The organism is Streptomyces sp. NPDC090994, assembly GCF_044768905.1.
Classification (GTDB): domain Bacteria; phylum Actinomycetota; class Actinomycetes; order Streptomycetales; family Streptomycetaceae; genus Streptomyces.
In genome coordinates this window covers 15499-33874 of the sequence record NZ_JBIVWS010000001.1, presented here as the reverse complement: position 1 = coordinate 33874, position 18376 = coordinate 15499, and the positions used below count along the sequence as shown (strand labels likewise).

The window sequence follows — 18376 nt, the reverse complement described above, 5'->3', positions numbered from 1 at the left end:
GGTCAGCCCCCGGTCGGCGTGGCGGCCGGCGCGACGGTCGGACCGCCGGTCCGTACGTCCAGGTCCGGCCGCGGGGTGAGCACGGCGGTCGGCTCCCCCGGCTGCGGCGGGGGCGGCGTGACCCGGTCCTTGGGCAGCTTCGCCGGGGCGGTCTGCTTGAAGCTGACGTCGCCGTACCCGACCAGGCCGGTCTTCTCCAGGACGGTCATGTGGTCCAGGACGGTGTCGTTGGCGAGGTCGGCCAGTTCCCGCACCAGGGTGTTCCGCGTGGTCGCGCGGATGTCGGCGATGACCGGGAAGATCTGCCCATGGGTCACCCGCATGATGGTGACCGCGGTCGAGTCGAACTCCTTCCCCCGCTTCCCCGACACCGTCGACACGAACTCCCGCTGCTGCGGACTGGCCTTGTTGGGCAACGTGATCCCCAGCTCGGTCGCGACCTCGCGGCACTCGGCGTCGAGCCCGGCGTGCCCGACGACGAGGTGCTCCCCGGCCTCCTTCATCGCCTTCGACGTACCGCGCTTCATGGCCAGTTCGCCCAGCGGGTACTCCCACAGCCCGGCCGCCCGCACCTTCACCACGAAGTCCCGGTCGGCCTCGGTGACCGGCCCGTACCGCGTACTGGCCACGAGCCGGTCCTGCCCGCCGTCCTTCGTCTCCAGCCCGACCATGGCGGGGAAGGCGAGGGCGGTGAGGGTCAGACTCAGCACACCGAACAGGACGACGACCCCGATCCTGCTGCGGGACATGCGCACGGCGCCTCCAGGACGACGACACGAAAGCGAACTACTCGTACGTCAGGAGATACGGACGCCGGCCCCGGATCAATCAAGCCGTCCCGAAACCGCGACGGTCCCCCTTCCCGCCCTCCGTTCCTCCCTGGCCTTCCGGGCCTGCCGGAAGTCGAGGTACGCGAGCGCCGCGACGAGCACCGGAACGACCGTCGACAGCAGCACCACGCGCGACGTGCCGTCGGTCAGTCCGGCGACCAGCCCGACCACCAGCGCGCTGCCCACGAACCCGAAGAACTGCCGGTAGGAAGGGAAGCCCCCCAGGATGGTCGCCTGCGTCGCCACGGGATCGTCCTCCTCGGCGAGCGCGGCCCGCGCGGCATGCGGCTCCCCGTCCCGCCGAGCCTGCCGCCAGGCCAGGAACCAGCGGCACAGGGCGTAGAGGGCGACGACGCCGGTGATGATCCACCACTCGGCGGCACTGTCCGGAAGAGAGCGAGCGAGTGTCATGTCCACCGCGTGCCCGGGGCGAGGCGGAGTAGCCACTTCCGCATGCGCCGCCGGGGCGGGTGGCGACCGTTCCTTGACGCTTCAACATCAACACCCTTAGCGTGAGGCGCCCCCTCACGGATGGAGCCCCTCATGCGCTTAAGAGCCCTCGCCCTCGCCGCCGTTCCCGCCGCCTTCCTCGGCGTCATGGCGTCCGCCCCCACCGCCTCGGCGTGGTCCTCCGGGAACTGCCCGGTGGGCAGCTTCTGCGTGTGGCCCGAGTACTGGTACGGCGACACGGACATGACCCCGTCCCTGACGACCGAGACCGAGTGGACCGGCAGCGCCCCGGGCCACATCTTCTACAACAACACGTCGCGGGACGTCACGATGACGTACGTCGTCCAGGGTGACGCACAGGGCACCGAGCGCACCACGTGCGTCAACGGCGTCTCGGGAAGCTACTTCACCATGCCGATGTACGTCACCGACCTGAAGTGGCGCGAGGACGACGGCACCCCCTGCTACTGACCGACCCGCCCGGCCCCGCGCAAGCCCTCGACGAAGGCGGCCCAGGCCCCGACGGAGAAGGCGAGCGCGGGGCCGGCGGGGCGCTTGCTGTCGCGGACGGGTATGCGGGCCGGTACGTCGTCGGTGACCTCGACGCAGTTGCCCTGCCCGCCGCTGTAGCTGCTGGCGCGCCATACAACCCCGACGAGCTCGGGCTGTATGTGATGGTCCTGACTCATGCTCGGTACTCCTTGGCCGTGCGGCGGATCAGCGTGAGCGATTCCGTGGGTGGCAGCGCTGTGGTGCGGGCGTCGTCGAAGAGGGCGCGGTAGTACTCGACCGCCGGTTCGCGCTCCATCCAGATGTTGCCGGTCGGAGTCTCCGTCAACACCAGGTCGAGCGACGTCACTTGGGGAAAGCTCAGCAACAGGTAGGGGCCGAACATACCCGAGTGCGCGCCGCGCGAGAACGGCAGCACCTGGACGGTGATGTGAGGGCGCTCCGCCATCGCGGCGAGGTGTTCCAGTTGGGCGCGCATCACGGCCGGGCCGCCCACCTGCTGGTGCAGCACCGCCTCCGCCAGCACCGCCCAGAGCGACATGGGCCTCTCGCCGGTGAGCCGTTGCTGCCGCGCGAGCCGTACCTGGACGAACTGATCGATCTCCTCGGGCGTCGTCCACGCCCGCGAGGCGACCGTCACCGCACGGCCGTACTCGGCGGTCTGCAGCAGCCCCGGAACCAGTTGCACCTCGTACGTCCGGACGCTGTCGCAGATGGCCTCCAGTTCGATCTGATCGCGATACGACTCACCCAGTACGGCAGCGTACTGATGCCACCACCCGTCCCTGCGCCGCCGGTTGGCGCGCTGCGCCATGGCGCTGAGACGGCTGCGCGTCTCGGGATCCTCGACCCGGTACGCATGCAGGAGCGCGTTCAGATCCGGGATCCGGACGGGAACGTGCCCGTTCTCCATCCGGCTGATCTTCCCTTTGGTGCAGTCGAGGAACTCGGCCGCTTCCGCCATGGACACGCCTGCGGCGTCACGCAACTTACGAAGCTCGTCCCCCAGTTGGCGTCCGAGCACGGTCGACGGTTTGACGGTAGGCATGTCCCGACTCCTACCAGAGGCCGGCCGCGATGCGTGCGGCGTTGCCCAAAAGAGTGAACCAAGGCCATCAGGCTCCATGCAACGTTGCCTCAGTTCATATTCTCCTGGCGTGATCAACCGCTGTCGACCCTCGGGGGGCGCCATGGCAGAAAGTCCGGGCGGGAACGAAGCCACCTTCCGACTGCCCCGCAGTCACCGCAGCGTGCCGAGAGCCCGCGCGCTGGTCCACGCACTGCTCGGGGCCTGGGGCATGAGCGAAGACACCGTCGGCTCCGTGGAGTTGGTCCTCTCCGAGTTGGTGACGAACGCGCTGCGCGTACCCGTGCCGCCCGGCCGGCAGGTGGGCGTGCGGATCGTGCGGACGCCGGCGGACGGGCTGCTGAGGGTGGAGGTCAGCGACGCGGGGCCCGGCCGGCCCGAGGTGCGGACGCCCGGCGACGAGGAGACCGGTGGGCGCGGGCTGCTGCTGGTGGAGGCGCTGGCCCACCGCTGGGGCGTCGAGGGGCGGGAGGGTGGGATCGGGAAGACGGTCTGGGCCGAACTGAAGGCCCCGGACATCATCGCCGGGCCGCCCCTCGGCGCGGAGACCGACCCCAGCCGTGCGGCGAGGTGAGGACGCGCTGCCCTATGGGGCCGCCCCCTCGGCCCCGATGCCCTGCGGCACCAGGACGTCTGGTTGGCCGCCGAGCCCGGCGTCGCGTGCCACCACTGCCGCCATGGCCCGGTCGTGCACCTCCAGTTTGGTGAAAATCCGCGACACGTAATTGCGTACCGTCTTCTCGGCCAGGAAGAGCCGGCGTGCGATCTGCTGATTCCCCATACCGCTGGCGAGCAGTTCCAGTATCTCCATCTCGCGGTCGGTCAGCTCGGAGAATCCCGCCAGCTCCGGCAGGACGTGCGTCGCGGAGAAATACCGGCTGAGTCGAGAGGCGACGGTCGGACTGAAAGCGGCGCCCCCCTTGGCCACCAGTTGGATGGAGTGGAGCAGCTCTTCGGGCGACTCTATGCGCGAAAGATAGCCGTTGACGCCTGCGCGGAGGGCGGCGACGATCGTGTCGTCGTCGTCGTTCTGGGACACCACGATGATTTTGGGCCGCGACTTCTCGCAGGGGTACAGCGCGGCGATCCGCTGAGCGTTCTCGCACAGGGTTCTTTTCGAGGACGGCTCGCCGATGATGATGACGTGGGGTCGCGGTTCGGGGTCCTGAGGACATCGGATTCCGGCGCCGCCTATGGACCGGCCGATGACGAGGAACTTCTCGTTCTGATCGACGATCGCTTCCAGCCCGGCGAGGGTAATCGGGTCGTCACTGATGATGAACAGGTTGATTTCCACGTCCCTGCACCTCCTGGACATCCGCTGATACAGTTTCGGCCGGTGTCGAACACTGTCAGGGCGTTCTTCATCCGAAGGGCCCTCCTTTACTTGATGCCAAGTGGAGCGTGATTTCTCGATGATGATGTACCCCCGTTTTGGTTCTTTTGTTTCGCGCGCCTGAGCGCGTGGTTCACCCCTTCTGTTCGCTAATTCATAAAGAGAGGTGAAGGTGGTGATGCGGGCGCACTCGGCGCCTTGCGAGAGAAGATGCCCGGTCGCGGAGGTGTGGCGCTGGGCGACGGGCGAGAGGGGTGCCGATTGCGTCCGAGGTGACTGAGAGAGGTGACCGTGACAACCACTGATGCACAGGTCTCCTTCTGGTCAGCATTCATTCGCATGAAATTCGCGTGAAAGCGGAAGGGCGCATGGCACTGCTGGTGCCGAGTATGCGTAAGCGATCGAGGAGAACGCAAGTTCGCCTCTTAAGTGAGGGGATCGCATTCCGCTTGGTGAGCGACTATCGGTCAGCGGCCCGGCCTTGGCCGAAGGGCGTGTGCCGGAGCGGTTCCGGAACCGTTGAAACCCGGACAGGCGGAGGTGCCACCAGCGGTTTCTGATCCGGACCAGCGGCTGCCGGACGATGATCCAGCCGGCCCGGACACCGTGCGGACACGGTGGACCGGTGGCCGAAACGGAAGGCCCGCGGCCGGGGTGTGCCTGGATCAGGCGCCCGCCGTACGGAGCCGGCGCGGCGATGACCGATACGCAGGGAATTCCCTGCAAATCGCAAACCCGTCGCGGAGAGTCAGGCCGTACCGAAAGCTCGTCCGGGCTTGTGCCGGGACCTCGTACGGACTCGTACCGGGACATGGACGCACCGCGAACCGACGGCATACGTTCACGGCATGGGTGATCTCCCCCGTCGGCGCCTGCTCGTTCTCGACGTGCTGGCCGCGTTCGGCTTCGCGCTGCTCCCGCAGGTGTCCCTGCTGCGCCCCGCCACCGGCGGCGAGGTGGGCGGCGGCACCGTATGGCTGCTGTCGCTGAGCGCCGCGTTGCCGCTGGTGGCGCGGCGGTTGTGGCCCGTACCGGTGTTCGGGACGGCCCTGTCCGCCGCCTGCGTGGCGCTCGCCGTCGGCGTCGGACCGGCCCCGTTCCTCGCCGCGGCGTACGCCCTGTACGTGGTGGCGACCACGAGGCGGCAGCGGCCGGGACGGTCCGTGGTGTTCGTCGCCGGGCTGTGCGCGGCGGGCGCGGCCCTGCTCACGGTGGCGGGAGGGCAGAGCTACCAGGGCGGGACCAAGCCCGTGCAGGTCGTGTTCGTCCTGCTCGTCCTCGGCGCCACCTGGGCGGCGGGGACGGCGGTGCGGGAACGGCGGGAGAGCACGAGGCGGGCCATCGAGCACGCCGCCGAGCAGGCGAAGACCGAGGAACGCCTGCGCATCGCCCGGGACATCCACGACGTCGTCACCCACAGCGTGGGCCTCATCGCGATCAAGGCCGGTGTCGCCAACCACGTGATCGCCACCCACCCGGAGGAGGCGCGGGAAGCCCTGACGGTGATCGAGGACGTCAGCCGCAGGGCGTTGCAGGACATGCGGGCCACCCTCAAGGTGCTGCGCCGGGAACAGCCGGCCGGCACCCAGGACCTCCGGCCGGTCCTCGGACTGTCGGACCTGCCCTCGCTGGTCCGCACGGCCGAGGCGGCCGGGGTCACCGTCGACCTGCGGTCCCGGTACGCCGAGGAACCCCCGGACGGTGTCGCGCTGTCCGCGTTCCGGATCGTCCAGGAAGCCCTGACGAACGCCGTCAAGCACGCCGCGCCGACCCGCTGCCGGGTCCGGCTGACCGCGGAACGGGGCACGCTGACGATCGACGTGGCCGACGAGGGCCCCGGCCCCGGACACCGGCCGGCCGTCCCCGGCGGCGGCATGGGCCTCGTCGGCATGAAGGAGCGGATCGCCGCACACGGCGGCACCCTCAGCGCGGGCCCCCGGCCGGACGGCGGATTCCAGGTGCTGGCGACCCTGCCGTACTGAAGCCCGGCACCCGTCCCCGCACCGCCGACCCACCCCTGCCCAGCCCGGCGCGCGCCCTCCCAGGGCACCGCCCCCCGACCCGGACTCATCCGCGAGTATGACCTCGGCCCCGGAAGACCGGACGGCGATCCCGCCCCGGGACCGATGCGGCCGGCGGGCACGCCCGGCGAGACTCGGCGTGTGATTGACGTCCAGAACCTGACCAAGCGGTACGGGCAGCGCACCGTCGTGGAGGACCTCACCTTCACGGTGCGGTCCGGGGCCGTCACCGGATTCCTCGGCCCCAACGGGGCGGGGAAGTCCACGACGATGCGGATGATGTTCGGCCTCACCCGGCCGGACACCGGCTCCGTCCGCATCGGCGGCCACGCCTACCCCGAACTGCGCTACCCCGCCCGGCACGTCGGCGCCGTACTGGAGACGTCGGCCCCGCACCGCGGCCTGACCGCCGCCGCCCACCTGCGCTGGCTGGCGCAGAGCAACCGGATCGCCCGGCAGCGGGTCGGCGAGGTCCTGGAGACGGTCGGCCTGACCGGGGCCGCCCACCGGCGGATCGGCACGTTCTCCCTCGGCATGGCCCAGCGGCTCGGCCTGGCCGCGGCCCTGCTCGGCGACCCGCCCGTCCTGGTGCTCGACGAGCCGGTCAACGGCCTCGACACCGAGGGCATCCGGTGGCTGCGCGAACTGCTGCGCCACATGGCGGCCGAAGGCCGGACCGTCCTCGTCTCCAGCCACCTGATGACCGAGATGTCCATGGTCGCGGACGACCTGGTCATCATCAACCGCGGCCGGCTCCTCGCCCAGACCGGCATGGCGGACTTCCTCCAGCGCCACGGACGGACGTACGTACGCGTACGGACACCGGAACCCCTGCGGCTCAACACGGAACTGGAACGCAAGGGAGCCACGCTGCGGCGCGCCCGCGACGGCAGCGTGGAGGTCGAGGGCCTGCCGGCGGCCGAGATCAGCCGGCTGGCCGCGGCGAGCGGGCTCCCGCTCGACGAACTCAGCACCCACACGGGGTCCCTGGAGGACACGTTCCTCGAACTCATCGGCGACGCGGGAGGCACCACCCATGTCTGAGACCACCGCCGCCCTCCGGGCCGAGTTCACCAAGCTGCGCGGCGTCCGCGGCACCTTCACCGCCCTGCTGCTGTTCGCCCCGTTCAGCGTCCTCATCGCCGCCCTGGGCGGCTGGTCCGCGAAGGGCGCGATCGAGTCCGACAGCCCGGGGCTGCGCTCCGACTTCACCCCCGAACAGGCCGGCCTGGACGGCATCCAGTACGGCCAGCTCGCCCTGATCGTGTTCGGAGTGCTCATCGTCGCCGGCGAGTACACCTCCGGCATGATGCGGGTCTCGCTGCTCGCCGTGCCCCGCCGCGGCCGGCTCTACGCCGCGAAGATGACGGCCACCGCCGTCGCCGCCGTGGCCGTGGCCATCCCCGTCACCGTCGTCGGCTACCTGGTCACCCAGGCCGCCCTCGGCTCCCACGGCGCCTCGATCGACGCCGACGGCGTCCCCCGCGCCCTGGCCGGAGCGGTGGTCTACCTGACGCTGATGAGCCTGTTCGCGGCGGGCGTCGCGGCGACCGCCCGCAGTGCCGTCATCCCGCTGGCCGTCCTGCTCCCGATGGTGCTCGCCGGCTCCCAGATCCTGTCCGTCATCGGAGCGACGAAGGAAGTGGCGCGGTACTTCCCCGACCGCGCCGGCGCCCAGCTGCTCACCGTCGACTCGTCCGAGGCGTACACCGGAGCACTGGTGCTGCTCGCGTGGACCGTGGCGGCGCTGGTGGCCGGCTACCTCAGGCACCGGCGGTGGGACGCATGACGGGACGTCACTGAGGCGCCTGCCCCACGACCGTGGGACATGGCGGTCCGTAGGTTCCCAGGCAGATCAAGGGCCGAACAGGTCGGCCCGAGCGATCCGACCCACTGGGAGGAACCATGTCCGCCATCTACGAGCCCCCCACCCTGATGGAGATCGGCGACTTCGACGAGCTCACCAAGTGCCTCGGCGTCGGGAGCTGCGAGGACTTCGCCGGCTGCGGTTACGCCATCGTCTGCTTCTGGTGATCGCACCGGTGCCGGTGCGCTCACGCGCACCGGCACCGCCCGGGGAACGAGGCGACATGGAATTCGTAGTTCTTCCGGACTGCCCGGCCGGTGCCCGCCTCGCCGCGGACCTGCGGCCGGCCCACCGGATCGACCACGCGTCGGGGCGGCCCTGGATCGTGGGCGACTGGTCCCCGGACGAGGTCACGGTGATCGAAGCCGGACCGCGGCGGCTGGTGCTGCTGGGCCACACCCGGCTGGACGAGGCGGCCACGACGGCCGCGCTCGGCAGGATGCGCTCGCTGCACGACGTCGACACGGTCGCGTCCCGGCTGCCGGGCCTCTTCCACCTGACGGCGTCGATGGACGGCAGGACCCGGGTCCAGGGCTCGGTCGCCGGCGTACGGCAGATCTTCACCGCCGAGGCGGGCGGGGTGACGGTCGCGGCGAGCGGCATGGCACCGCTGGTCCGCCTCACCGGCGCCGACCTCGACGAGACGGTGCTGGCCGCCCGCCTGCTGGCGCCCGGCGGAGCTCCCTGGCCGCTCTCCCTGCGCCCCGTCACCCGGGGCGTGGACCCGCTCGGCACCGGACACTGGCTGGAGCTCGACGCCGACGGCCGCTCGCGGCAGATACGTTGGTGGGAACTGCCCGAGGCGACCCGCACGCTCGAACAGGGCGCGCAGGCCGTGCGCTCGGCGCTGTCCGAGGCGCTCGCCGCCCGGGTGCGCCCGGGCCGGACGATCAGCGCCGACCTGTCCGGCGGCCTCGACTCGACCTCGCTGTGCTTCCTCGCCGACGCGGCCGGCGCCGACCTGGTCACCTACCACGTCATGCCCCTCGACGGGGCCAACGAGGACAGCCTGTGGGCCCAGAAGGCCGCCGCGCTGCTGCCGAGGGCCCGCCACCACACCCTCTCCTCCGACCGCGCCGAGAACCTGCTCGACGTCGGCTACACCGCCGAGTACGCCGGCGCCGCCCCGGAAGGCCCCTCGACCTGGGCGTCCGGGCTCGCGCACGTCAAGGACCTGGCCGCACGGGCCACGGCGGAGGGCGCGTCGCTGCACCTGACCGGCTTCGGCGGGGACGAACTGTTCGGCCGGATGCCGGCCTGCGCCTGGTCCCTGGCCCGCGCCCACCCGGTCAGCGGCCTGAAGCTGGTCAACCGCTACCGGCTGGCCAACCGCTGGTCCTGGGGCGCGACCGTACGCGCCCTCACCGACCGGTCGACGTTCGCCCAGAACCTCACCGCCGTCGCCGCCCGGATCAGCGCCCCGCCCCCGCCCATCGACGAACCCGACTTCGGCTGGGTGTTCGCGCCCCGCATGCCCGCCTGGGCGACGCCCGACGCCGTGGCGGCCGTCCGGAAGCTGCTCACCACGGCCGCCGCCGAGACACCCAGCCCCCTGGACGCCGACCGGGCCCGGCACCAGGCGCTCGCCTCGATCGTCTTCGAGGGCAAGACGGTCCGCCAGGTCAACACGGTCGTGGCGGGCACCGGCACCGTCTGGGACGCGCCCTTCCTCGACGACCGCGTGCTGGAGGCGGCCCTGTCCACCCAGGTCGACCAGCGCCTGGCGAGCGGACGGTTCAAGCCGCTGCTGACCACCGCCGTACGGGGCGTCGTGCCCGCCGACATCCTGGGCCGCCGCGACAAGGGCGAGTTCAGCGCCGAGGCGTTCCGCGGCATCGAACGCAACCGCGCCCGGCTCCTGGAGCTGTGCGAGGACTCGCACCTCGCCCGGCTCGGCCTCATCGACCCGGCCGCCTTCCGGTCCGCGGTCCTCAACCCCGGCCCGATGTCCCACCACCTCCAGCCGATCGAGACCACCGTCGCGTGCGAGAGCTGGCTCCGGACCCACCCCCACCCCCAGGACAAGGGAGAACGCCGATGAAAGTCAGCCTCGCCCGCGACGTCACCCTCACCTCCGTCGACTCCGGAGCCGTCCTGCTCGACGGCCGCCGGGGCCGCTACTTCCAGCTCAACGCGTCCGGCTCCACCATCCTGCGCGGGCTGCTCGACGGGCAGACCCCCGACGCGGCCGCCGCGAGCCTGACCGCCGCCGCCCCGGTCAGCGAGGACCAGGCACGGCAGGACGTACGGGCCCTCGTCGACGCGCTCAGCGCGGCCCACCTCGTGGAGGTCGCGCAGTGACCACCCCCGCCGTCGCCGAACAGGCCCCCCGGCTCCCGCTGCGCCGGCAGCTCGCGCCCCGATGCGCGGCCGGGGCGGCACGCCTGCTGGTCCGCCTGCCCCCCGCCCGGCTGCAACGGGTGCTGCGCGTCGTCAGCAGGGGCACCCGGCCCGCCACGTACAGCGAGGCGGCCCGTGCGCGCCGGGCCGTCGTCTCGGTCAGCACGCGCTGCGCCGGTCTGGGCTGCCTCCAGCGGTCCGTGGCCACCCTCCTGCTGTGCCGGTCCCGGGGCAAGTGGGCCGACTGGTGCACCGGGTTCCGCACCCAGCCGTTCGGCGCGCACGCCTGGGTCGAGGTCGACGGCCGGCCGGTGGACGAGCCGGGCGAGCTGAGCGTGTTCCGGACCGTACTGGCGGTGCGCTGCCCGGACGGAAGGAGCCGCTCATGACGGCGATCCTGGCCGAGGGCCTCTACGCCTACTACGGCACCACACCGGCCGTGAACGGCCTGGACCTGACGGTCGCCGACGGCGCGACGTACGGCTTCCTGGGACCGAACGGCGCCGGCAAGACGACCACCATCAGCATGCTGACCACCCTGCTCAAGCCCACCGCGGGCCGCGCGGAGGTGGCCGGCTTCGACGTGGCGGCCCGGCCCGCGGAGGTCCGCCGCCGGATCGGCATCGTCTTCCAGGAGTCGACGCTCGACCTGGACCTCACCGCGGTCGAGAACCTCCGCTTCCAGGCCGACCTGTGCGGGCTCTCCCGCCGTGCGGCACGGGCCGCGATCTCCGGGCTGCTCGACATGATGGAGCTGACCGAGCGCGGCACCACCCCCGTACGGCAGTTCTCCACCGGTCTGCGCCGCCGTCTGGAGATCGCCCGCGGACTGCTCGGCAACCCCCGCGTCCTCTTCCTCGACGAGCCGACGACCGGCCTCGACGCGCAGACCCGGGCGGCCGTCTGGGAGCACCTGAACCGGCTGCGGCGGGAAGAGGGCATCACGGTCTTCTTCACGACGCACCAGCTGGAAGAGGCCGAGCACTGCGACCGCATCGCGATCTTCGACCGGGGCAAGGTGATCACCGAGGGGTCGCCCGCGGAGCTGAAGTCCATCATCGGAGCCGACCGCGTCGTCCTGCGCACCGAGGACGACGCACGCGCCGCGGGCGCCCTGTCCGAACGCTTCGGCCTGGTCGCCGAGCCCACCCCCGACGGCCTGCGCCTGCGGGTCTCGGACGGCGCCACCCTGGTGCCGCGGCTCTGCACCGACCTGGGCCTGACCGTGCGCTCGGTGACCGTCACCTCGCCGACGCTGGACGACGTCTTCCTGCACCACACCGGTACCACGATCAGAGACAGCGGATCGGGCGCCCGCACGCTCAGCAACATCGGGGAGGGACTGCGATGAGCCGGCTCGACACCGCCCTGGAGGCTCCCCCCGGCAAGGCGGCCCCGCCCGGCCCGCCGCCCGCCGGGCCGCCCCGGAACAGCCTCAGGCCGTACACGCTGCTGTGGCGGCGGGAGATGACCCGGCTGCGGCACAACCCGGTACGCCTCGCCATGGGCCTGGTGACCCCGCTGCTGTTCCTCGTCGTCCTGGGCACCGGCCTCGACGCGGCCTCCTCCAGCCTCGGCAAGGCGCAGCTGAACGACTACCGGGCCTACCTGTTCCCCGGCACGCTCGTCATGTCCGTACAGGCTCCGGCGATCGCGGTCGGCATCTCGCTCGTGTGGGACCGCCGGCTCGGCATGCTCCGCCAGATGCTCGTCTCCCCGTTCCCGCGCTCCAGCATCGTGCTCGGGCTCGCCCTCGGCGGAGCCACCACGGGCGCGGTCTACGGGCTCATGCTCCTGTCGGTCGGCGGCATCGCGAGCATCCGGTACACGCCGATGCTGCTGGTCGTCCTGCTGGAGGTCCTGCTCATCTCCCTGATGTTCACCGCGCTCGGCCTGCTCGCGGCGGTCACGATCCGGCAGGTCGACACCTTCCAGATCGTGGTGAACCTCAGCATGATGCCGCTGATGTTCTTCTCCGGCGCGATGTTCCCGCCCAACGGGCTGCCGGGCTGGCTCGACACCGTGGTCAAGCTGAATCCCCTCACCTACGGCGTCGACGCGGTCCGCCGGACCCTGCCGGGGCCCGACGTCCTCACCTCCGAGCAGACCCGGCTGCTGCTCGGGGACTGGCACCCGCCGGTCGTCGCCGAACTGGGGCTGCTGGCCGCCATCACCGCCGCGGCACTCGGCCTCGCGACCTACCGGTTCTCCCGTACGCAGTGAGCCGAGGAGGAGTTCACACCGTGCACGTCACGAAGGCATGGGCGGGCACCGCGGCCCGGCTGCTGCTGGCGGCCGTGCTGGGCTACGCGGGCTGGGTGAAGATCCGGGACCTCACGGAGGCCGGCCGCACCGTCGCCCTCTACCGGATCGTGCCCGAGGACTCCGCCCAACTCGTCGGCGGCGTCCTGCCGTTCATCGAGGTGGCGCTCGCACTGCTGCTGATCGCCGGACTGGCCACCCGCGCCGTGGCCGCCGCCACCGCCGTACTGATGGCGACGTACATCGCCGCCATCGCCTCCGTGTGGGCACGCGGGCTGTCCATCGACTGCGGCTGCTTCAGCAGCGGAGGGACCGTGACGAGCGGGGCCGAGCGCGGCTATGTCATCGACATCGCGCGCGACGTGGTCTTCCTCGCCGCGGCCGTCCTCCTCGTCCGCCATCCGCGGACCCGGTACGCGCTGGACCGCTGGGTCCTGGACACGAAGGAGCGATAGGCATGCACGCAACGGACGACATGGTGCGCGAGATGGTCCACAAGCGGCAGCGCCGGCGGCGCACCCTGGTGGTCTCGCTCGTGGCCGTGGTCGTGGTGGTCGGCGCCGCGCTGGTCGGCGCCGGCCTCGTCCGGGCCACCAACACCGCCCCCGACAAGGCGCCGAGCCGGGTCCCCGCCGACGTCACCGACGACAAGGCGGGACTGGCCGCCTCCGCCGGCGACGTACGGATCGACCTCTACCTCGACTACCTCTGCCCGGAGTGCCGCACCACGGAACGGACCCTCGCCCCCGAGCTGGAGGCCCTGAAGAAGAGCGGCGACGTCGGCGTCGTCTACCACCCGGTCACCTTCCTCGACGACCGCAGCAGCCCCGAGGGCTACTCGACCCGCGCCGCCTCCGCCGCGGCCTGCGCGGCCGACCAGGGCAGGTTCGAGCAGTACTCCGCGGTGCTGTTCGACCAGCAGCCCCCGGAGGGAGGCCCCGGCCTCAGCGCGGCCCAGCTGATCGCCGCGGGCCGCGACGCGGGCATCACCGGAGACTCCTTCGAGTCCTTCGAGACCTGCGTCCAGGACAGGACGTACGCCCCCTGGGCGACGTACGTCTCCGACGTCGCCGCCTCCCGCAAGGTCGCGGTGACCCCGACCGTGACGGTGGACGGCGAACGCGTCGAGGTCACCGGACCGGACGCGGCCGACTCGCTCCGGCGCGCCGTCTCGGAGGCCCGCGGATGACCCGGCTGACCGTGGCCCTCTCCGGCGACTGCATGGCGACCCGGGGAGCGCTGATCACGTCCGACCCCGCCGCGCTCGAACTCCACGAGGTGCTGCGCGCCGCGGACTTCAGCCTCACCAACCTGGAGGTCGTCCCCGACGCCGGACGGGGGCACCCCGTGCACAACGCGGCGAGCGGCGGCTGCCTCATCGCGGACCCCGGAGTCCTCGACGAGATCACGGCGGCGGGCTTCACGGTCCTCGGCTGCGCCAACAACCACGCGCTGGACCTCGGCGTCGAGGGCGTACTGGGCACCGTCGACCTGCTGAACACCCGGCGCGTCCCGTTCGCCGGCATCGGCGCCGACCTCACCGCCGCCCGGCGACCGGTCTACGTCGACCGGCCCGGCGGCAGCCTGGCCCTGATCTCGTGCAGCGCGACGTTCCTGCCCGGACAGGAGGCGGCCGCCCCGTCACCGGACCTGCCGGGCCGGCCCGGGCTCAACCCCCTGCGGCACAGCGCGACCCTGCGGGTGACGCCCGCCCAGCTGGACGCGCTCCGGGAGATCGACGGCGAGACGGGACTGCGGGCCCGCCGGGCCGAGGCGCGCACGCTGCTCGGCTTCGACCCCGCCATGCCCGCGCCGGACCGGCTCACCCTGTTCGGTACGCGCTTCCAGGCCGCGGACACCCCGGGCTTCACCACCACCTGCGACCCGAAGGACCTCGACGGGATCGCCCGCTGGGTGACCGAGGCCCGGCGCCGCGCCGACCTCGTCGTGGTCAGCGTCCACTCCCACGAACCCGGCCCGACCCCGGACACCCCCGGCGAGTTCCTCCGCGACTTCGCCCACCGGATGATCGACGAGGGCGCCGACGTCGTCGTCGGCCACGGCCCCCACCTCCTGCGCGGCGTCGAGCTGTACCGCGGCAAACCCGTCTTCTACAGCCTCGGCAACATCGTCAGCCAGATCGAACTGGCCGACCGCGTCCCCGCCGAGGACTACGCCAGACTCGCCCCGGGCGACCAGCGCACCCCCGGCCGCTACTTCGACGAGCTCAGCGCCCACGGCCGCCGGTTCTTCGCCCCGCACCGCCAGTACTGGCAGTCGCTCGTCCCGGTGCTCACCTTCGACGACGGCAGCCTCGTCCACGCCCGCCTCCACCCCGTCGACCTGGGCTTCGGCGAGCCGGTCCACCGCCGGGGCCGCCCGCGGGCGGCGGACCCGGCCGAGGCCAAGGACATCCTCACCGGCTTCGCCCGCCTGGCCGAGCCGTACGGCGTCACGGTCACGACCGACGACACGGGAACGGCAGAACTGCTGCTCGCCCCCGCTGACCCCGCTGACCCCCGCTAAACTCACCGCACTTGACGACCCGACGAGCAGCGTGCGAGGCGAGGAACACGGAATGACCGAGGCGGTCCGGGTACTGATCGCGGACGACCAGGCACTGCTGCGCGGCAGCTTCCGCGTCCTCATCGACTCGACACCGGGCATGGAGGCGATCGGCGAGGCGGGCGACGGCGCGAGGGCGGTGGAACTCGCCCGCGAACTCAGGCCGGACGTCGTCCTGATGGACCTGCGCATGCCCGTCATGGACGGCATCGCCGCCACCCGGGAGATCTGCTCCGACGAGACGCTGACCGGCGTGCGGGTCCTGGCCCTCACGATGTTCGACATGGACGAGTACGTCTACCCGGCCCTGCAAGCGGGCGCGAGCGGCTTCATGCTCAAGGACGCCTCACCGTCCGACCTGGTCGCCGGCATCCGCGTCATCGCCACCGGCGAGGGCGTCCTGGCCCCCACGGTCACCCGCCGCGTCATCGCCGCCTTCTCCCACGACGAACCGCCCCGCCCGGCTCCCCGCCTCGTCGGCCTCACCAAGCGGGAACAGGAAGTACTCGTCCTGATCGCCAACGGCCTGTCCAACGCCGAGATCGCCCAGCACCTGGTGATCAGCCTCCCCACCGTGAAGACCCACGTGAGCAGCCTCCTCACCAAACTGTCCGCCCGCGACCGCGCCCAACTGGTCATCATCGCCTACGAGAGCGGCCTGGCGGAGCGGGGGATGCCGGGCTGACCGGGTGGAGACGACGGCGAAGAAGTCACCGGCTCCGACCGGCCGCCGACACGCCGGAACTCAACCCGACCGCCGGGCAAGGGCGGCGAGCACGACCACCCGTGCCTCATCGACCGTGGCCACGAAGGCGTCCGGGTCCCGCCCGATCCGCTCGGCGCTCGCCCGCACGACGCCCGACAGCAGCTCCACCGTGAGCCGCACGTCGCCGACGTCGCGGAACTCCCCGCGCGCGATGCCGTCGCGCACGACGTCCTCCACCGCGGCCACGATGGCCTCGAACGGGTTGCCCGGCCCCTTCGGCACCTCGGCGACCAGCGGAGCCGAACCCGGCCGGAACATCAGCCGCAGGGCTTGGCCGGCGGAGGCTTCCAGCACGGCCTCGATGATCTCCCGCATCCGCTCCGCGGCCGGGTCCGCGGACCGCGCGGCGATCGCGGCCACGCGCTCGACCACGGGCCGGGCCCACCGGTGGCTCAGCGCTTGGACCAGCGCGCTCTTGTCGCGCGCGTAGTTGTACAGCGTGTTGCGCGCGAGCCCGGCCCGAGCCGCGATATGGCCCATGGTGATCGCGTCGTAGTCACGCTCCAGCAGCAACTGCCGCAACGCCTCGCCGAGGTCGGCCCACACCATCTAGTGGTGCTCCTCGATACTGGCTCCCCGGATCCGCGGCATCCGCTCTCCTCCCGTACCGAGCCCCGGCCTCGTCTGCACCGACCCGCTGACGCTCGACTTCTCCTCGGTCGCCGGCATCCCGCCCATGACGACACCGCTGGCGCGGTACGTCGAGATCCTGCGCGGCTCCTTCGCGCCGTTCGCGGCGACCCACCACGCCATCACCGGCCACGTGATCACCGTCGACGGCGACAGCGCGACGATCCACGCCCACGTCCGCGCCGAACACTGGGTCCCGCGGGAACTCGCCGGCACCGGCCCCGACCGCTGGCTGGTGGTCGGCTTCTACGACAACGAGGCGATCCGCACGCAGCACGGCTGGCGCCTCGACCGCGTGAAGCTCACCGCGACGCACCAGGAGAACGCCCACCTGTCGAGCGCCGCCCTGGCCGCCCAGCAGGCCCACTGAGGAGAAACGGCGGGGCGGGACCGAGTCCCGAGCGCCCCGCCACCGGCGGCGGCACCGTACGGCTGCCGTCACTGAGCGCCGCGTTGCCGCCGGGCGGGGACGGCCGGACCCGGCGCGGCAGGCCCCGCGGCACGTGGCCGGCCTTGCCGGCGCTCGCCCCGTACCGCCCCGTCTCCTGGACTAACCTGGCCCGATGCGCGTGGGAACCGGACTCAGGGACGTGGCGGAACGCGCAGGCGTGTCCATGCGGACCGTGTCCAACGTCGTCCGGGGGACCGGGCGGTTCTCCGAGGCGACCCGGGAACGGGTGCTGCGCGCGGTGGAGGAGCTGGGATACCGGCCGAACACCGCCGCCCGCCGGCTGCGCACCGGCCGCAGCGGAGTCCTGCTGCTGGCCGTGCCCGAGCTGACCATGCCGTACTGGGCCGAACTGGCCGAGCACCTGCTGCGCGAGGCGTCCGCGCGGGACCGCACGCTGTTGGTGGAGGTGACCGGCGGCCGTCCGCAGGCGGAGCTGGAGATCGCGCTCGGCCGTACCGACCCGCTGGTCGACGGCATCATCCTCAGCCCCCTCGCGCTCGACGACCGCGCCGCCGTCCGCGCCCCCAGCCCCACCCCGCTGGTACTGCTCGGCGAACGCGTCCACGACCTGCCGTTCGCCCACGTCACCGTCGACAACACCGGCGCCGCCCGGGAGGCGACGGCCCGGCTGCTCGCCCGTGGCCGGCGGCGGATCGCCGTGATCGGCCGGCAGACCGCCGCGCACGCGGCGACCTCCGCCACCCGGCTCGCCGGATACCGCGCGGCCCTCGAACAGGCGGGCCTGGACTACGACGAACGGTTCGCCCCGCCCGTGGCCGGCTACCACCGGGACGACGGCGCCGCGGCGGCCCACGCGCTGCTCGGCCTGCCCGAACCGCCCGACGCGGTGTTCTGCTTCGCCGACACCCTCGCCGAGGGTGCGCTCCACGCGGCACGCGCTCATGGCGTACGGGTGCCCGAGGACCTCGCGGTGATCGGCTTCGACGACATCGAGGCGGCCCGGTTCACCGCCCCCGCGCTGACCACGGTGGCCCCCGACAAACGGGAACTGGCCCGGCTCGCGATCACCGCCGTACTGGAGGGCGTCGAGGGCGCCCGGCCGGTCCGCCCGGCGGTGCTGCGGGCGGGCCACCGGCTGGTCGTCCGGGACAGCGGCTGACGGCGGGGGGCCGACGACCGCCCCCCGTCACCGGCGTACCGCCCCGGTCACCGGCGTACCGCCCCGGTCACCGGCGTACCGCCCCGGTCACCGGCGTACCGCCCCGGTCACCGGCGTACCGCCCCGGTCACCGGCGTACCG

General features: G+C 72.3%; 23 protein-coding genes. 17 read left to right on the top strand and 6 right to left on the bottom strand.

Going from position 1 to position 18376, the window contains the following annotated elements:
• Positions 1–2 precede the first annotated feature (2 nt).
• Together ACIQR3_RS00220 and ACIQR3_RS00215 are read right to left on the bottom strand one after the other, a co-directional pair.
• Positions 3–755: a DUF4142 domain-containing protein gene (locus tag ACIQR3_RS00220; RefSeq protein WP_403532302.1), complete on the bottom strand. Its 753-nt coding sequence runs from the start codon at positions 753–755 to the stop codon at positions 3–5.
• Between the two features lie 69 nt (positions 756–824).
• A complete protein-coding gene (locus tag ACIQR3_RS00215; RefSeq protein ID WP_403532300.1) occupies positions 825–1241 on the bottom strand; it encodes a hypothetical protein in 417 nt (138 codons plus the stop codon).
• Positions 1242–1373: 132 nt separating this feature from the next.
• Here ACIQR3_RS00215 and ACIQR3_RS00210 point away from each other — a divergent pair, with 132 nt between their 5' ends.
• Positions 1374–1751: a hypothetical protein gene (locus tag ACIQR3_RS00210; protein ID WP_403532298.1), complete on the top strand. Its 378-nt coding sequence runs from the start codon at positions 1374–1376 to the stop codon at positions 1749–1751.
• Here the strand turns inward: ACIQR3_RS00210 and ACIQR3_RS00205 are convergent.
• On the bottom strand, positions 1745–1969 hold the full coding sequence (locus tag ACIQR3_RS00205) for a DUF397 domain-containing protein (RefSeq protein ID WP_403532296.1): 225 nt from the start codon (positions 1967–1969) through the stop codon (positions 1745–1747). The two genes, ACIQR3_RS00210 and ACIQR3_RS00205, sit on opposite strands and share 7 nt — an antisense overlap.
• Positions 1966–2838 carry a helix-turn-helix domain-containing protein gene (locus tag ACIQR3_RS00200; RefSeq protein WP_403532294.1) on the bottom strand — a complete coding sequence of 291 codons (873 nt, stop codon included), beginning with the start codon at positions 2836–2838 and terminating at the stop codon, positions 1966–1968. Before ACIQR3_RS00200 ends, ACIQR3_RS00205 begins: the two co-directional genes overlap by 4 nt.
• Here ACIQR3_RS00200 and ACIQR3_RS00195 point away from each other — a divergent pair.
• Positions 2753–3451, top strand: a complete 699-nt coding sequence (locus tag ACIQR3_RS00195) for an ATP-binding protein (RefSeq protein ID WP_403532292.1) — start codon at positions 2753–2755, stop codon at positions 3449–3451. The genes ACIQR3_RS00200 and ACIQR3_RS00195 overlap by 86 nt on opposite strands.
• A 12-nt stretch (positions 3452–3463) precedes the next feature.
• Here ACIQR3_RS00195 and ACIQR3_RS00190 read toward each other — a convergent pair whose 3' ends face one another.
• A complete protein-coding gene (locus ACIQR3_RS00190) occupies positions 3464–4174 on the bottom strand; it encodes a LuxR C-terminal-related transcriptional regulator (protein ID WP_403532290.1) in 711 nt (236 codons plus the stop codon).
• A gap of 887 nt (positions 4175–5061) precedes the next feature.
• Between ACIQR3_RS00190 and ACIQR3_RS00185 the strand changes: the two genes are divergently transcribed.
• The 13 genes from ACIQR3_RS00185 to ACIQR3_RS00125 all read left to right on the top strand — a co-directional run bounded on the left by ACIQR3_RS00185 (position 5062) and on the right by ACIQR3_RS00125 (position 15953).
• Positions 5062–6195 carry a sensor histidine kinase gene (locus ACIQR3_RS00185; RefSeq protein ID WP_403532289.1) on the top strand — a complete coding sequence of 378 codons (1134 nt, stop codon included), beginning with the start codon at positions 5062–5064 and terminating at the stop codon, positions 6193–6195.
• Positions 6196–6375: 180 nt separating this feature from the next.
• Positions 6376–7278 (top strand): ABC transporter ATP-binding protein, encoded by a 903-nt coding sequence (locus tag ACIQR3_RS00180; protein WP_403532287.1) that lies wholly within the window; start codon positions 6376–6378, stop codon positions 7276–7278.
• On the top strand, positions 7271–8023 hold the full coding sequence (locus tag ACIQR3_RS00175; protein ID WP_403532286.1) for an ABC transporter permease subunit: 753 nt from the start codon (positions 7271–7273) through the stop codon (positions 8021–8023). Before ACIQR3_RS00180 ends, ACIQR3_RS00175 begins: the two co-directional genes overlap by 8 nt.
• A 116-nt stretch (positions 8024–8139) precedes the next feature.
• Positions 8140–8268 (top strand): aborycin family tricyclic lasso peptide, encoded by a 129-nt coding sequence (locus ACIQR3_RS00170; protein ID WP_403532284.1) that lies wholly within the window; start codon positions 8140–8142, stop codon positions 8266–8268.
• A gap of 56 nt (positions 8269–8324) precedes the next feature.
• Positions 8325–10142, top strand: coding sequence for a lasso peptide isopeptide bond-forming cyclase (locus tag ACIQR3_RS00165; protein ID WP_403532282.1), 1818 nt, complete (start codon positions 8325–8327; stop codon positions 10140–10142).
• Positions 10139–10402, top strand: a complete 264-nt coding sequence (locus tag ACIQR3_RS00160) for a lasso peptide biosynthesis PqqD family chaperone (RefSeq protein ID WP_403532280.1) — start codon at positions 10139–10141, stop codon at positions 10400–10402. Before ACIQR3_RS00165 ends, ACIQR3_RS00160 begins: the two co-directional genes overlap by 4 nt.
• Positions 10399–10830, top strand: coding sequence for a lasso peptide biosynthesis B2 protein (locus ACIQR3_RS00155; RefSeq protein ID WP_215165616.1), 432 nt, complete (start codon positions 10399–10401; stop codon positions 10828–10830). The genes ACIQR3_RS00160 and ACIQR3_RS00155 overlap by 4 nt, the downstream gene beginning before the upstream one ends.
• A complete protein-coding gene (locus ACIQR3_RS00150) occupies positions 10827–11792 on the top strand; it encodes an ATP-binding cassette domain-containing protein (RefSeq protein ID WP_403532278.1) in 966 nt (321 codons plus the stop codon). The genes ACIQR3_RS00155 and ACIQR3_RS00150 overlap by 4 nt, the downstream gene beginning before the upstream one ends.
• Positions 11789–12664: an ABC transporter permease gene (locus tag ACIQR3_RS00145; RefSeq protein WP_403532276.1), complete on the top strand. Its 876-nt coding sequence runs from the start codon at positions 11789–11791 to the stop codon at positions 12662–12664. The genes ACIQR3_RS00150 and ACIQR3_RS00145 overlap by 4 nt, the downstream gene beginning before the upstream one ends.
• A gap of 20 nt (positions 12665–12684) precedes the next feature.
• Positions 12685–13158, top strand: a complete 474-nt coding sequence (locus tag ACIQR3_RS00140; protein WP_403532274.1) for a MauE/DoxX family redox-associated membrane protein — start codon at positions 12685–12687, stop codon at positions 13156–13158.
• A gap of 2 nt (positions 13159–13160) precedes the next feature.
• Positions 13161–13892 (top strand): DsbA family protein, encoded by a 732-nt coding sequence (locus ACIQR3_RS00135; RefSeq protein ID WP_403532272.1) that lies wholly within the window; start codon positions 13161–13163, stop codon positions 13890–13892.
• Positions 13889–15229 (top strand): lasso peptide C-terminal Trp epimerase, encoded by a 1341-nt coding sequence (mslH, locus tag ACIQR3_RS00130; protein WP_403532270.1) that lies wholly within the window; start codon positions 13889–13891, stop codon positions 15227–15229. Before ACIQR3_RS00135 ends, mslH begins: the two co-directional genes overlap by 4 nt.
• A gap of 52 nt (positions 15230–15281) precedes the next feature.
• Positions 15282–15953: a response regulator gene (locus tag ACIQR3_RS00125; protein ID WP_403532268.1), complete on the top strand. Its 672-nt coding sequence runs from the start codon at positions 15282–15284 to the stop codon at positions 15951–15953.
• A gap of 60 nt (positions 15954–16013) precedes the next feature.
• Here ACIQR3_RS00125 and ACIQR3_RS00120 read toward each other — a convergent pair whose 3' ends face one another.
• Positions 16014–16583, bottom strand: a complete 570-nt coding sequence (locus ACIQR3_RS00120) for a TetR/AcrR family transcriptional regulator (RefSeq protein WP_403532267.1) — start codon at positions 16581–16583, stop codon at positions 16014–16016.
• A 16-nt stretch (positions 16584–16599) separates the two neighbouring features.
• On the opposite strand from ACIQR3_RS00120, the gene ACIQR3_RS00115 reads away from it, so the two are divergent.
• Together ACIQR3_RS00115 and ACIQR3_RS00110 are read left to right on the top strand one after the other, a co-directional pair.
• The gene (locus tag ACIQR3_RS00115) at positions 16600–17034 is read left to right on the top strand and encodes a nuclear transport factor 2 family protein (RefSeq protein WP_403533896.1); all 435 of its coding nucleotides are present in this window, start codon (positions 16600–16602) and stop codon (positions 17032–17034) included.
• Positions 17035–17227: 193 nt separating this feature from the next.
• Positions 17228–18235, top strand: coding sequence for a LacI family DNA-binding transcriptional regulator (locus tag ACIQR3_RS00110; RefSeq protein WP_403532265.1), 1008 nt, complete (start codon positions 17228–17230; stop codon positions 18233–18235).
• Positions 18236–18376: the final 141 nt, after the last annotated feature.

Bases quoted from the DNA above. Each gene is read 5' to 3' on its own strand.
- ACIQR3_RS00175 (WP_403532286.1), top strand. From the start codon at position 7,271: ATGTCTGAGACCACCGCCGCCCTCCGGGCCGAGTTCACCAAGCTGCGC.
- ACIQR3_RS00145 (WP_403532276.1), top strand. From the start codon at position 11,789: ATGAGCCGGCTCGACACCGCCCTGGAGGCTCCCCCCGGCAAGGCGGCC.
- ACIQR3_RS00150 (WP_403532278.1), top strand. From the start codon at position 10,827: ATGACGGCGATCCTGGCCGAGGGCCTCTACGCCTACTACGGCACCACA.
- ACIQR3_RS00165 (WP_403532282.1), top strand. From the start codon at position 8,325: ATGGAATTCGTAGTTCTTCCGGACTGCCCGGCCGGTGCCCGCCTCGCC.
- ACIQR3_RS00210 (WP_403532298.1), top strand. From the start codon at position 1,374: ATGCGCTTAAGAGCCCTCGCCCTCGCCGCCGTTCCCGCCGCCTTCCTC.
- ACIQR3_RS00195 (WP_403532292.1), top strand. From the start codon at position 2,753: ATGGACACGCCTGCGGCGTCACGCAACTTACGAAGCTCGTCCCCCAGT.
- mslH (WP_403532270.1), top strand. From the start codon at position 13,889: ATGACCCGGCTGACCGTGGCCCTCTCCGGCGACTGCATGGCGACCCGG.
- ACIQR3_RS00205 (WP_403532296.1), bottom strand. From the start codon at position 1,969: ATGAGTCAGGACCATCACATACAGCCCGAGCTCGTCGGGGTTGTATGG.
- ACIQR3_RS00170 (WP_403532284.1), top strand. From the start codon at position 8,140: ATGTCCGCCATCTACGAGCCCCCCACCCTGATGGAGATCGGCGACTTC.
- ACIQR3_RS00125 (WP_403532268.1), top strand. From the start codon at position 15,282: ATGACCGAGGCGGTCCGGGTACTGATCGCGGACGACCAGGCACTGCTG.
- ACIQR3_RS00120 (WP_403532267.1), bottom strand. From the start codon at position 16,583: ATGGTGTGGGCCGACCTCGGCGAGGCGTTGCGGCAGTTGCTGCTGGAG.
- ACIQR3_RS00200 (WP_403532294.1), bottom strand. From the start codon at position 2,838: ATGCCTACCGTCAAACCGTCGACCGTGCTCGGACGCCAACTGGGGGAC.
- ACIQR3_RS00160 (WP_403532280.1), top strand. From the start codon at position 10,139: ATGAAAGTCAGCCTCGCCCGCGACGTCACCCTCACCTCCGTCGACTCC.
- ACIQR3_RS00110 (WP_403532265.1), top strand. From the start codon at position 17,228: ATGCGCGTGGGAACCGGACTCAGGGACGTGGCGGAACGCGCAGGCGTG.
- ACIQR3_RS00185 (WP_403532289.1), top strand. From the start codon at position 5,062: ATGGGTGATCTCCCCCGTCGGCGCCTGCTCGTTCTCGACGTGCTGGCC.
- ACIQR3_RS00215 (WP_403532300.1), bottom strand. From the start codon at position 1,241: ATGACACTCGCTCGCTCTCTTCCGGACAGTGCCGCCGAGTGGTGGATC.
- ACIQR3_RS00135 (WP_403532272.1), top strand. From the start codon at position 13,161: ATGCACGCAACGGACGACATGGTGCGCGAGATGGTCCACAAGCGGCAG.